Raw genomic sequence first — 11548 nt, 5'->3', positions numbered from 1 at the left:
CGGAGATGGTGATGCCCGGCGACAACCTCAAGTTCGAGGTCGAGCTGATCGCGCCGATCGCGATGGAAGACGGCCTGCGCTTTGCCATCCGCGAAGGCGGCCGCACCGTCGGCGCCGGCGTCGTCGCCAAGATCATCGAGTAACAACCATCAGGCCCCGGGGCATGGCTCCGGGGCAGGGTTCGACGAGGGAGGCCGGGTGGTCCGGCCTTCCTCCTATCAACTCCAATGCCGCGAAAGGCTAGACCAATGCAAAGCCAGAACATTCGCATTCGGCTCAAGGCGTTTGACTACCGTGTGCTGGATGCCAGCACGCAGGAAATCGTCAACACCGCCAAACGGACCGGTGCCCAGGTGCGCGGGCCGATCCCGCTGCCGAACAAGATTGAGAAATTCACCGTTCTGCGTGGCCCCCACGTGAACAAGAAATCCCGCGACCAGTTCGAGATCCGGACGCATAAGCGTCTTCTCGACATCGTCGACCCCACGCCGCAGACGGTGGACGCGCTTATGAAGCTCGACCTCGCCGCTGGCGTGGATGTGCAGATTTCGGTTTAAGGAGGGCAAGACATGTTGCGCTCTGGTGTGATCGCGAAAAAAGTCGGCATGACCCGGCTTTTCATGGAAGACGGCAAGCAGGTTCCTGTGACCGTTCTTCAATTGGACAAACTTCAGGTGGTGGCACAGCGCACCCCTGAGAAAGACGGCTATAGCGCCGTGCAACTCGGTGCAGGCACCGCCAAGGCCAAGCGCACGACGCAGGCCATGCGCGGGCATTTCGCCGTGGCCAAGGTGGAGCCCAAGCGCAAGGTCGCGGAATTCCGCGTGGCGCCTGAGAACCTGATCAACGTGGGCGAGGAAATCACCGCTGACCATTACTTTGAAGGTCAGTTCGTGGACGTCTCGGGCACCTCGATCGGTAAGGGTTTTGCCGGGGCTATGAAGCGCCACAACTTTGGCGGTCTGCGGGCCAGCCACGGTGTGTCGATCAGCCACCGCTCACACGGCTCGACGGGTCAGTGTCAGGATCCCGGCAAGGTCTTCAAAGGCAAGAAGATGGCCGGTCACATGGGCGCGGCCAAGGTCACCACGCAGAACCTGCAGGTGGTGCGCACCGATGCAGAGCGTGGCCTGATCATGATCAAGGGCGCCGTGCCCGGATCGAAAGGTGGTTGGGTGACGATCAAGGACGCGGTGAAAAAGCCGTTCCCCGAGAACGCCATTCTGCCCGCCGCGCTGAAATCGGCCGCTGAAGAGGCCGCGAAAGCTGCCGAGGAAGCCGCCGCACAGGCCGCTGCCGAGGAAGAAGCAGAAGCCAAGCGTCTGGCCGAAGAGCAGGCCGCTGCGGAAGAAGCAGCCCTGAAAGAGGCCGAGGCCGACATTCAGGCCGAGAAGAAGGACAGCGAAGAATGAAACTCGACGTGATCAAACTGGACGGCGGCAAGGCCGGCTCGGTCGATCTGGGCGAAGACATCTTCGGCCTGGAACCGCGCGCGGACATCCTGCACCGCGTCGTCCGCTGGCAGCGCAACAAGGCGCAGGCCGGCACGCACAAGGTCAAGACCCGGTCGGAAACCAGCTATTCCACCAAGAAGATCTATCGCCAGAAGGGCACCGGTGGCGCACGCCACGGCGACCGCAACGCGCCGATCTTCCGCAAGGGTGGTATCTACAAGGGCCCGACCCCGCGCAGCCACGCGCATGACCTGCCCAAGAAGGTGCGTCAGCTTGGCCTCAAGCACGCGCTCTCGGCCAAGGTCAAGGCGGGCGAGCTGGTGGTGATCGAGAACACCGAGAGCGACGGCAAGACCAAGACCCTGGCCAAGCTGATCAAGGACATGGGCTGGAAGCGCGCGCTGATCATCGACGGGGCCGAGGTGAACGCAGAGTTCGCCCGTGCCGCGGCCAATATCGAGGGTCTCGATGTGCTGCCGTCGATGGGCGCAAACGTCTATGACATCCTCAAGCGCGACACGCTCGTGCTGACCAAGGCGGGTGTCGAAGCACTGGAGGCTCGGTTGAAATGAGCGCGAAATCTGAACATTACGATGTGATCCGCAAGCCGGTGATCACCGAAAAGGCGACCATGGCCTCCGAAAACGGAGCGGTTGTCTTCGAGGTGGCGATCGACGCCAACAAGCCGCAGATCAAGGAGGCCGTCGAGGCGCTCTTTGGTGTGAAGGTCAAGGCCGTCAACACCACGATCACCAAGGGCAAGCAAAAGCGCTTCCGTGGCCAGATGGGCCGCCGGAATGACGTCAAGAAAGCCTATGTGACGCTGGTCGAAGGCAACACGATCGACGTGACCACGGGTCTGTGATCATGGTGGCGTGAAACCCCACCCTACGGAATGAAAGACCCCGGCTGCCGCAAGGTGGCCGGGGTTTTTCGTGTGTTGTGTTGATGCGCTTGGGGTGCCAATCCACGCTCTGGCTGGCCTGTCTTGTTCAGACCAGGAAGGCGGCGTAGGCTTGGCCGGGGTCAGGGTGAAAGACGAGGTTGTCGGCATGTGGTCGGTTTTTCTGCTCATGTTCGGATTTTTCGCTGGCGCATGCGTATCAATCTGGGTTTCCGGGTTTTTGGTCGCTTTTGTTTTCCCGGTGTTCAATTACAAAGACGAGTTCATCGAGTACTACACGAAACGCACAGGCGCCCCCCCGTCCCGCGCAAAACTCATCCGGTGTATGTACGGGGCAGGTCACTGGTTCTTTGTGACCGAAAAGAGTTATAGGCCTCGGACACCCCATTCACTCAGCCTGATCCCGACAGCGTTTCTTCTTCGTCATATGTTGTTCGGTCTAGCGTCAATGCTGACAGCCCTCGGGCTGTGGGCGGTTATTCTGATCGGGTATCAAATCCTGAAAGGGCTGTTCTGATGGTTCCGCCTAAAAGCCGCGCTTGGCTTGGTTCCGCTTTTTGTTTAGTGATTTTTCAGACATTCAACCGAGGCTGGAAGCCGGGGGACACCCTTTGGACGCGCAGAACCTATTTGCCAACGCCGATGCCTCCGAGGTGGCGAATTGTTGTGACACATGTGACGAGGTGCGGGCCAGTGGTTTCAAGGCCGGGCTGCCCACGAAACGTGTGCGGGTCCAGATCGCGCCGAGCGATACGTCCAACCGCAATGCCTGGGTCCGCTACCAGACAGAGAAATGCGGCCCGCTGGAATACAACATCTATGATCCGAACTGGTTCATGAGCGCGGTTCAGCATATCGGCTACGAACTGGACCCGCGCAGTGCGGTCTGGGCCGATGGGCTGGCCGCGACGCCGCCGCCGTCTGCCCCCGCCAGCTACAGGTTCGGCTGTTGCCTGCTGGAGGCCAAGTATTCCCAGCCCGACCGCGCCCAGGCGCTCTATATCGACCGGGCGACGTTCGTGCGCACGCGGCAGCGCAAGTGGTGGCTGAGGCGAGCCTATCGGAATTACCGCGACGGACAGGTGTTGAGGAATATCCTCGGTCGGCGGCTGGGCCGGCGCCCGCGGCCGCCGATCAGTTTCGCGCGCTATGCTGGCCGCCGCTGGAGCACGGCGCGCGCCCGGGCCGTTGCCCAGCTCGTGGCCTACGCGGCCTTTTGCAGAAGCACCGAAACGCCCTTTACCATCTTTGTCGTGATCGCGGGTGAGATGCGGTTTGTGCAGACCTATTTCCTGCGGATCACCCCGCCGCCCGGGCGCGTCGCGCACGCACGTTTGGGCGGGCCGCATTGGAGGACCTGATGACGGAATTCACGGTATTTTTTGCGCCGCAGGGCGAGCGGCACATGGTTGAAGGGCATTCCGAGATAGCCGCCATCGCGGAGCGTCACGGACTGGAGCAGGCCTCGGCCTTCAGCGCGTCAGGCGGTGCATTCGCCGTGACTGACCTCGGGTTTCAGGACGCGGACGCGTATCATCCCTATCGCCTCGACACGCCGGACGCGGCCGGGGCCGAGACCTTCCTAGCGCGCGAATTGCCCAATCATGACGGCATTGTCATCCTGCGCCACCCCGACAGATATGAACCGCGCAAGGACATCTTTCTGACGGTTGATCCGGGGCTGGCGGCGGATCTGTCGGAAGCCGGGTTTCCGGCCCTCGTGGCCGGGCCCGGGCAGGCGGGCCTTATACGCCGTGCCCTGAGCGGGGCGGGCGCGGCGCAGGCCACAGAAGACCTCGACGCGGAGATGCTCATGGACGCGGGAGAGATCAGCAGCACGATGCGCCCTGTTCCGCATGATCTGTCGCGCCCCGGCGCCGCGCCCTTTCCGGTCGTCCTGGGACGTAGCGCGCTGGTTGGGGGCTGGCATGCCGCAGGACGGGCGCTGAGCGAAATCGAACTCATGGACCGTGTCACTGCCCTCATGGGGGGAGACGCCTATGAATTGCAGCGCGAGGACGACGCGATCATCGGCGGGGTCTACGAGACCGAGGATTTCGCCATCGAGTTTTCCGTGATGCCGCGCCCGTTCGCCGATATCGGGTACGACGGCCCGGTTGTCTATTTCGAGCAGACCTTCGACACGGTGCCGACCGGCCCGGAGTTCACCGTCGAGGAGAGCGTCGACCAGGGCCTGCGCCGTGTCGCCGAGGCAATCGGGCTGTGCCTGGCCGTGGAAATCCCTTACGCGGACACCGAAGGGTGGCTTGTCGGATACAGACGCAGGGCGGATGGCGACTTGGAGGCCGTGCGCGCCTGGCTAGATGAGGAAGCTGCGGAGGGCGACGGGGAAGTGGTGGAGGACTGATGGCAGTCGCATGGGCGACGTGGCTGCGGAATGACGCGGTTTGGAGAGGACCTGCCTTACGCAATGAGGGTCCTGAACTGACTTGGAACACCGCAACGCCCCTCTCCAAGTCACGAGTCGCGGGTCGTACAATTACCCCCGCTGCGCCGAGTTTGTCACGGCGCGGCGTCACGCAGCAACGCACATGCCCTCAAACCGGAACATCGTCAAAGTCGCGCTTGGTGCTGGTCTTGGCGTCCTTGACCGTGTCGCCGGTGGCCTCGGTCATGATGTCAAACATCCGCTGCGCCTCGGAGGTGTATTGCTCGACCGCGCGGCGGAAGAATTCCGATTGCAGTTGCACCAGATCGGCCGGGCTCTGACAGCGCAGCATTGCCCTTTGGGTCTCGAGATCGTTTTGCAGGCGCTCGGAGGCGAAGCGGGTGCTTTCGGCCATGATGTCGAGCCACATCCGGGCGGCGGGGTTCCCGGCGGCCATGGCGGAGGTGAGGGCCTCGGTGTCGGGTTTGGCGGTGGTTTTCTTTGCGGATTTGGTCATGGTCGGTCTCCCTTGTCCGGACGGATCATGCGCCATTGCGGGCGGCGCATCCCATCGTTTATGTGTTATTCAACGACCGGATTTTAAACCCGTCGGGCCGGGTTGGCCTTGATCTGTGTCTAATGGCGCGATTATGTGCTCACCCCCTTGACCGGGCACGGACACTCCCCTATCAGACCCCATCCGCAAGGCCCCGGATTCGTCCGGGGCTTCGCTGTTGTTCGCAAGGGCAACGAAGAGCCGGGCACCTTCGGGGGCCTATAACCACGGTGGGATTGAAACCCACCTTACATAGCGGGCCTTCGGGCACGCGTTTGCTAAACGGAAGACAGAAAGCATGGCACTCAAGTCGTATAAGCCGACGACGCCGGGCCAGCGCGGGCTGGTGCTGATCGACCGTTCGGAGCTGTGGAAAGGACGTCCGGTCAAATCCCTCACTGAGGGTTTGACCAAGCATGGCGGCCGGAACAATACCGGACGGATCACGATGCGTCGCAAGGGCGGCGGGGCGAAACGCCTCTACCGCATCGTCGATTTCAAGCGTACCAAACTCGACATCCCGGCCGTCGTGGAACGGATCGAATATGACCCGAACCGCACCGCGTTCATCGCGCTGATCCGCTACGAAGATGGCGAACAGGCCTATATCCTGGCGCCGCAGCGTCTGGCTGTCGGCGACAAGGTGCTCGCCAGCGCCAAGGCCGATATCAAGCCGGGCAACGCGATGCCGTTCTCGGGCATGCCGATCGGCACGATCATTCACAACATCGAGCTCAAGGCTGGCAAGGGCGGGCAGATTGCACGCGCCGCTGGCACCTATGCGCAATTCGTCGGCCGCGATGGCGGTTACGCGCAGATCCGTCTGAGCTCGGGCGAGCTGCGTCTTGTGCGTCAGGAATGCATGGCCACCATCGGTGCGGTCAGCAATCCCGACAACTCGAACCAGAATTACGGTAAAGCGGGCCGCATGCGCCACAAGGGCATCCGCCCGTCGGTGCGTGGTGTCGTGATGAACCCGATCGACCACCCGCATGGTGGTGGTGAGGGCCGGACCTCGGGTGGTCGTCACCCGGTCACGCCCTGGGGCAAACCCACCAAGGGCGCGCGCACCCGCAACAAGAACAAGGCGTCGCAGAAGCTTATCCTGCGCTCGCGTCACGCCAAGAAGAAGGGCCGCTAACACATGGCACGTTCTGTATGGAAAGGCCCCTTCGTCGATGCCTATGTCTTGAAAAAGGCAGAGGCAGCGCGCGAGTCGGGGCGCAAAGAAGTGATCAAGATCTGGTCGCGCCGCTCGACGATCCTGCCGCAATTCGTGGGTCTCACGTTTGGCGTCTACAATGGCCACAAGCACATTCCGGTGAATGTGAGCGAGGACATGATCGGCCAGAAATTCGGTGAATACTCGCCGACCCGCACCTATTACGGGCATGCGGCGGACAAGAAAGCGAAGAGGAAATAAGCCATGGGCAAGGATAAGAATCCCCGCCGCGTGGCGGATAATGAGGCGATGGCCAAGCTGCGCATGCTGCGCACGAGCCCGCAGAAACTCAACCTCGTCGCCGCGATGATCCGTGGCAAGAAGGTGGACCGGGCGCTGACCGATCTGACCTTCTCGAACAAACGGATCGCCGAGGACGTCAAGAAGTGCCTGCAATCGGCGATCGCCAATGCCGAGAACAACCACAATCTCGACGTGGACGAGCTTGTTGTCGCCGAGGCATATGTCGGCAAGAACCTTGTGATGAAGCGTGGCCGTCCGCGGGCACGTGGCCGGTTCGGGGCGCTGAAAAAGCCGTTCTCGGAACTGACGATCAAGGTGCGTGAAATTGAGGAGCAAGCCTAATGGGTAACAAAGTCAATCCGATTGGCATGCGCCTGCAGGTGAACCGCACCTGGGACAGCCGCTGGTATGCCGACACCAAGGATTACGGTGATCTTCTGCTCGAGGACCTCGCGATCCGCGAGTTCATCAACACCGAGTGCAAGCAGGCCGGCATCAGCCGTGTGATCATCGAGCGTCCGCACAAGAAGTGCCGCGTCACGATCCACACCGCGCGCCCGGGCGTCATCATCGGCAAGAAAGGCGCGGATATCGAGACGCTGCGCAAGAAGCTGGCGAAGATGACCGACAGCGAGTTGCATCTCAACATCGTCGAGGTGCGCAAGCCCGAGCTTGATGCGGCCCTGGTGGGTGACAGCATCGCGCAGCAGCTTGAGCGTCGTGTGTCCTTCCGTCGTGCGATGAAGCGCGCCGTGCAGAACGCCATGCGGATGGGGGCCCTGGGTATCCGGGTCAACGTCGCAGGGCGTCTTGGCGGGGCCGAAATCGCCCGGACCGAATGGTATCGCGAAGGGCGTGTGCCGCTGCACACGCTGCGCGCCGATATCGATTATGCCAATGTCGAGGCGGCGACCGCCTATGGCATCATCGGCATCAAGGTCTGGATCTTCAAGGGTGAGATCATGGAGCACGATCCCGGTGCGCGTGATCGCAAGGCCCAGGAACTCCAGGATGGTCCCGCGCCCCGTGGCGCCGGCGGCCGCCGTTAAGGAGGAATGACAGATGCTTCAACCAAAGCGTACAAAATTCCGCAAGATGCACAAAGGCCGGATCAAGGGCGAAGCCAAGGGCGGCTCTGATCTGAACTTTGGGTCTTTCGGTCTCAAGGCCACACAGCCCGAGCGTGTCACCGCACGCCAGATCGAGGCGGCACGCCGTGCCATGACGCGTCACATGAAACGTCAGGGCCGGGTCTGGATCCGGATCTTCCCGGACACCCCGGTGACGGCCAAGCCGATCGAGGTTCGCATGGGTAAGGGTAAAGGCTCGGTGGACCGGTGGGTCTGCAAGGTCAAGCCCGGCCGTGTGATGTTCGAGATCGACGGTGTCGGCGAAGCGGTCGCGATGGAGGCCCTGCGCCTCGCCGCGATGAAGCTGCCGGTCAAGACCCGGGTCGTGGTCCGCGAGGACTGGTAAGGGCGGTGGGGTGAACCCCCATCCTTTGATATTGGCCCCCCGCGCGAGTGATCGTGCGGGGGGCTTTCGTTTGGGCGGGCGGCAAGCCCGTTGTAACGGGCTTGTGACGCGGTTTTCAAACCGCGTGAGACGCGCCTTGCAAGGCGCTTGGTCAAGCCGCTTGCAAGCGGCTTTCGCGGTGAATTTGCCTCTCGCCTCGGGGCGGAGGCTGCGCTAGGAACGGGCCATGTCCCAGATCCGCTCTCTCTTCGTGACCCGCCTCTACCGTGCCGCCCTGAGTGAGCACGGCCCCGCCATCGATGCCAGGGAGTTGGAGGCGTCGTGCTATTCCATCGCCGAGGATGACGAGGCGGGGCAGGACTGGTGCGAGACCGAAGGCTATCCCGGCTACACCTCCTATGCCTCGCTGACCGATCTGCCGTGGCGGTTTCCGATCTTTGCCGATCTGGTCAAGGCGCTGGATGCGCATGTCGCGGCGTTTGCCGAGGATCTCGAGTTTGATCTCGACGGGCGCGCGCTCAAGCTGGAGGATATCTGGATCAACATCCTGCCCGAGGGCGGCAGCCATGGCAGCCACATCCACCCGCATTCGGTGATCTCGGGCACCACCTATGTGGCGATGCCCGAGGATGCCAGCGCGCTCAAGCTGGAAGACCCGCGCTCGGCGCGGATGATGGCTGCGCCGACGCGTCGCAAGGGCGCGCGGGAGGAATTGCAGACCTTCGTTTATGCCAGGCCGCAGGTGGGCGATGTGCTGCTGTGGGAATCATGGCTGCGCCACGAGGTGCCGATGAACATGTCAGAAGCGGACCGGATCAGCGTCAGTTTCAACTATTCCTGGGCCTGATACCGCCGTTTGGGGCGCATAAGCCCCGGAAAAATCGGTAATTTGAACTTGCCTCTTGCAAAATGGACCATTCGCGCGCATATGGACGCTGCTAACGTTATTCTTTTTCGATACCTGTCTCCTCTAAACCGGCGGTCAGTTTCTCGATCCAGACCGACCACGCCGCGGCTGCCGCACTCAAGCGGGCAGCACAACATCAGGAGACTACCCATGGCCAATGGCACCGTAAAATGGTTCAATTCCACTAAAGGCTTCGGCTTTATCGCACCCGACAATGGCGGCAAGGACGTTTTCGTCCACATCAGCGCCGTCGAGCGCGCTGGCCTCACCGGCCTGGCCGATGACCAGAAAGTGACCTTCGACATCGAATCCGGCCGTGACGGCCGCGAGAGCGCGTCGAACCTGCAGCTCGCATAAGCGAACTGACCGGACTTTGGGACGGCCTCGGGGGAACCCGGGGCCGTTTCTTGTTTTGGATGGGGTGCCGGCCCGCCATGGGCAGGCTGGACGATTTCCCAAACTCCCCCTTGCCCTATGCGGCGGCCTCCCTTATAGAGCGCCAATCCGCGACCCTTGGGCCTGCCCGGGGATTCGCGTGTTTTGCAATTCATCCACCGGGTTTCGGGTGACCCTGAACCAACCGTCAGGGGCCGTCCGGTGTTTTGAGAAAGGAAAAGGCGATGAACGCCAAGGAACTGCGTGACAAGACCCCGGACCAGCTCCGGGAGGAACTCACCACCCTGAAGAAGCAGCAGTTCAACCTGCGCTTTCAGGCGGCCACCGGCCAGCTTGAGAACCCCGCTCAGATGCGCAAGGCCCGCCGCGACGCGGCGCGCGTCAAGACCATTCTGAACGAAAAAGCCCAAGCGGCCGCAGAGTAAGGAGCCCCTGAGATGCCCAAACGTATTCTTCAAGGTGTCGTGACCTCTGACGCCAACGCCCAGACCGTCACCGTATCGGTCGAGCGCCGCTTCAAGCATCCGGTGATGCAGAAGACCATCCGTAAGTCCAAGAAGTACCGGGCTCACGACGAGAACAACACCTACAAGGTCGGCGATGCCGTTCGGATCATCGAATGCGCGCCGAAGTCGAAAACGAAACGCTGGGAGGTGCTGGAGGCGTAAGCCAACAGCGCCGTCCGGCATTGTCGAAACCCTGGGGACCAGGCATTGCATCGCCCCCCATAGGTCGGGAGAAACCAAATGATCCAGATGCAGACCAATCTGGATGTTGCTGACAACTCCGGCGCACGCCGAGTTCAGTGCATCAAGGTTCTAGGTGGTTCCAAGCGTAAATACGCATCCGTGGGCGACATTATTGTCGTCTCGGTCAAGGAAGCCATCCCGCGCGGTCGCGTGAAGAAGGGCGACGTCCGCAAGGCCGTCGTCGTGCGCACCGCCAAGGAGGTTCGTCGTGAAGACGGCACCGCCATCAAGTTCGACCGTAACGCCGCCGTCATCCTGAACAATGCGGGCGAGCCTGTCGGCACCCGTATCTTCGGGCCGGTCGTGCGCGAATTGCGCTCCAAGAACTTCATGAAAATCATCTCGCTCGCCCCGGAGGTGCTGTAAGATGGCTGCCAAACTTAAAAAAGGCGACAGCGTGATCGTTCTGGCCGGCAAGGACAAGGGCCAGAAGGGCACGATCACCAGCGTTGATCCGAAATCCGGCAAGGCCGTGGTCGAGGGTGTCAACATGGCGATCCGCCATACCCGTCAGAGCCAGACCAGCCAGGGGGGCCGCCTGCCCAAGGCGATGCCCATCGACCTGAGCAATCTGGCCATTGTCGACAAGAACGGCAAACCGACCCGCGTCGGCTTCAAGATCGAAGGCGACAAGAAGGTTCGTTTTGCCAAGACCACGGGGGACGTGATCGATGCTTGATACAGCAACCTATACCCCGCGTCTGCGCACGCAGTTCCGTGAGGCAATCAAGCCCGCTCTGAAGGAAGAGTTCGGCTATACCAACGACATGCAGATCCCGCGTCTGGACAAGATCGTCCTGAACATCGGCTGCGGCGCCGAGGCTGTGCGCGACTCCAAGAAGGCGAAATCCGCTCAGGAAGACCTGAGCCTGATCGCCGGTCAGCGCGCCGTCGTCACCAAGGCCCGCAACTCGATCGCCGGGTTCCGCGTTCGCGAGGACATGCCCCTGGGGGCCAAGGTCACGCTGCGCGGCGACCGCATGTATGATTTCCTCGATCGCCTGATCACCATCGCCATGCCCCGTATCCGCGACTTCCGCGGCGTGCCGGGCAAGTCGTTCGATGGGCGTGGCAACTACGCCATGGGCCTCAAGGAACATATCGTTTTCCCCGAAATCAACTTCGACAAGGTCGACGAAGTGTGGGGTATGGACATCATCATCACAACCACGGCGAAGACCGACGCTGAAGCCAAGGCGCTGTTGAAGCTATTCAACATGCCCTTCAACAGCTGAGCCGGGGGAGGATAGAT

At 61.8% G+C, this 11548-nt stretch carries 21 protein-coding genes; 20 read left to right on the top strand and 1 reads right to left on the bottom strand.

The window, feature by feature from the left end; genetic code table 11:
• The 8 genes from RID11_RS19080 to RID11_RS19045 form a co-directional block, all read left to right on the top strand.
• Positions 1 to 143 (top strand): EF-Tu C-terminal domain-related protein (locus RID11_RS19080; protein WP_502949321.1); only part of this gene is annotated, 143 nt, incomplete at its 5' end.
• A gap of 105 nt (positions 144 to 248) precedes the next feature.
• Positions 249 to 557 carry a 30S ribosomal protein S10 gene (gene rpsJ / locus RID11_RS19075; protein ID WP_037273464.1) on the top strand — a complete coding sequence of 103 codons (309 nt, stop codon included), beginning with the start codon at positions 249 to 251 and terminating at the stop codon, positions 555 to 557.
• 12 nt (positions 558 to 569) lie between these two features.
• Positions 570 to 1412, top strand: coding sequence for a 50S ribosomal protein L3 (gene rplC / locus RID11_RS19070; RefSeq protein ID WP_350141856.1), 843 nt, complete (start codon positions 570 to 572; stop codon positions 1410 to 1412).
• Complete coding sequence (rplD, locus tag RID11_RS19065; protein ID WP_350141855.1) at positions 1409 to 2026, top strand: 50S ribosomal protein L4; 618 nt, start codon at positions 1409 to 1411, stop codon at positions 2024 to 2026. The genes rplC and rplD overlap by 4 nt, the downstream gene beginning before the upstream one ends.
• Positions 2023 to 2319, top strand: coding sequence for a 50S ribosomal protein L23 (locus RID11_RS19060; RefSeq protein ID WP_350141854.1), 297 nt, complete (start codon positions 2023 to 2025; stop codon positions 2317 to 2319). Before rplD ends, RID11_RS19060 begins: the two co-directional genes overlap by 4 nt.
• A gap of 166 nt (positions 2320 to 2485) precedes the next feature.
• Positions 2486 to 2875, top strand: coding sequence for a hypothetical protein (locus tag RID11_RS19055; RefSeq protein WP_350141853.1), 390 nt, complete (start codon positions 2486 to 2488; stop codon positions 2873 to 2875).
• A 94-nt stretch (positions 2876 to 2969) separates the two neighbouring features.
• Positions 2970 to 3719 carry a hypothetical protein gene (locus tag RID11_RS19050; protein ID WP_350141852.1) on the top strand — a complete coding sequence of 250 codons (750 nt, stop codon included), beginning with the start codon at positions 2970 to 2972 and terminating at the stop codon, positions 3717 to 3719.
• Positions 3719 to 4726: a hypothetical protein gene (locus RID11_RS19045; protein ID WP_350141851.1), complete on the top strand. Its 1008-nt coding sequence runs from the start codon at positions 3719 to 3721 to the stop codon at positions 4724 to 4726. The genes RID11_RS19050 and RID11_RS19045 overlap by 1 nt, the downstream gene beginning before the upstream one ends.
• A gap of 190 nt (positions 4727 to 4916) precedes the next feature.
• On the opposite strand, the gene RID11_RS19040 is transcribed toward RID11_RS19045, so the two are convergent.
• Positions 4917 to 5264: a phasin family protein gene (locus tag RID11_RS19040; RefSeq protein WP_350141850.1), complete on the bottom strand. Its 348-nt coding sequence runs from the start codon at positions 5262 to 5264 to the stop codon at positions 4917 to 4919.
• Positions 5265 to 5601: 337 nt separating this feature from the next.
• Here RID11_RS19040 and rplB point away from each other — a divergent pair, with 337 nt between their 5' ends.
• The 12 genes from rplB to rplE all read left to right on the top strand — a co-directional run bounded on the left by rplB (position 5602) and on the right by rplE (position 11531).
• Entirely contained in the window at positions 5602 to 6444 is an 843-nt protein-coding gene (gene rplB, locus RID11_RS19035; RefSeq protein ID WP_350141849.1) for a 50S ribosomal protein L2, read from the top strand.
• A gap of 3 nt (positions 6445 to 6447) precedes the next feature.
• Positions 6448 to 6726, top strand: a complete 279-nt coding sequence (rpsS, locus tag RID11_RS19030; RefSeq protein ID WP_050663337.1) for a 30S ribosomal protein S19 — start codon at positions 6448 to 6450, stop codon at positions 6724 to 6726.
• Positions 6727 to 6729: 3 nt separating this feature from the next.
• The gene (gene rplV, locus RID11_RS19025) at positions 6730 to 7110 is read left to right on the top strand and encodes a 50S ribosomal protein L22 (protein WP_050663336.1); all 381 of its coding nucleotides are present in this window, start codon (positions 6730 to 6732) and stop codon (positions 7108 to 7110) included.
• Positions 7110 to 7817: a 30S ribosomal protein S3 gene (gene rpsC, locus RID11_RS19020; RefSeq protein WP_350141848.1), complete on the top strand. Its 708-nt coding sequence runs from the start codon at positions 7110 to 7112 to the stop codon at positions 7815 to 7817. The genes rplV and rpsC overlap by 1 nt, the downstream gene beginning before the upstream one ends.
• Before the next feature lie 13 nt (positions 7818 to 7830).
• Positions 7831 to 8244, top strand: coding sequence for a 50S ribosomal protein L16 (rplP, locus tag RID11_RS19015; RefSeq protein ID WP_350141847.1), 414 nt, complete (start codon positions 7831 to 7833; stop codon positions 8242 to 8244).
• A gap of 226 nt (positions 8245 to 8470) precedes the next feature.
• Positions 8471 to 9091, top strand: coding sequence for a 2OG-Fe(II) oxygenase family protein (locus RID11_RS19010; protein ID WP_350141846.1), 621 nt, complete (start codon positions 8471 to 8473; stop codon positions 9089 to 9091).
• 210 nt (positions 9092 to 9301) lie between these two features.
• Positions 9302 to 9508 (top strand): cold-shock protein, encoded by a 207-nt coding sequence (locus RID11_RS19005; RefSeq protein ID WP_050663332.1) that lies wholly within the window; start codon positions 9302 to 9304, stop codon positions 9506 to 9508.
• A gap of 263 nt (positions 9509 to 9771) precedes the next feature.
• Complete coding sequence (gene rpmC, locus RID11_RS19000; RefSeq protein ID WP_050663331.1) at positions 9772 to 9972, top strand: 50S ribosomal protein L29; 201 nt, start codon at positions 9772 to 9774, stop codon at positions 9970 to 9972.
• A 12-nt stretch (positions 9973 to 9984) separates the two neighbouring features.
• A complete protein-coding gene (gene rpsQ / locus RID11_RS18995; protein ID WP_050663330.1) occupies positions 9985 to 10215 on the top strand; it encodes a 30S ribosomal protein S17 in 231 nt (76 codons plus the stop codon).
• Between the two features lie 78 nt (positions 10216 to 10293).
• Positions 10294 to 10662, top strand: a complete 369-nt coding sequence (rplN, locus tag RID11_RS18990) for a 50S ribosomal protein L14 (protein ID WP_050663329.1) — start codon at positions 10294 to 10296, stop codon at positions 10660 to 10662.
• A gap of 1 nt (position 10663) precedes the next feature.
• On the top strand, positions 10664 to 10975 hold the full coding sequence (gene rplX, locus RID11_RS18985) for a 50S ribosomal protein L24 (protein WP_050663328.1): 312 nt from the start codon (positions 10664 to 10666) through the stop codon (positions 10973 to 10975).
• Positions 10968 to 11531, top strand: coding sequence for a 50S ribosomal protein L5 (gene rplE / locus RID11_RS18980; protein ID WP_350141845.1), 564 nt, complete (start codon positions 10968 to 10970; stop codon positions 11529 to 11531). Before rplX ends, rplE begins: the two co-directional genes overlap by 8 nt.
• Positions 11532 to 11548: the final 17 nt, after the last annotated feature.

This window comes from Roseovarius sp., from assembly GCF_040219995.1.
Classification (GTDB): Bacteria; Pseudomonadota; Alphaproteobacteria; order Rhodobacterales; family Rhodobacteraceae; genus Roseovarius.
This window is presented reverse-complemented; position numbering and strand designations above follow the sequence as displayed.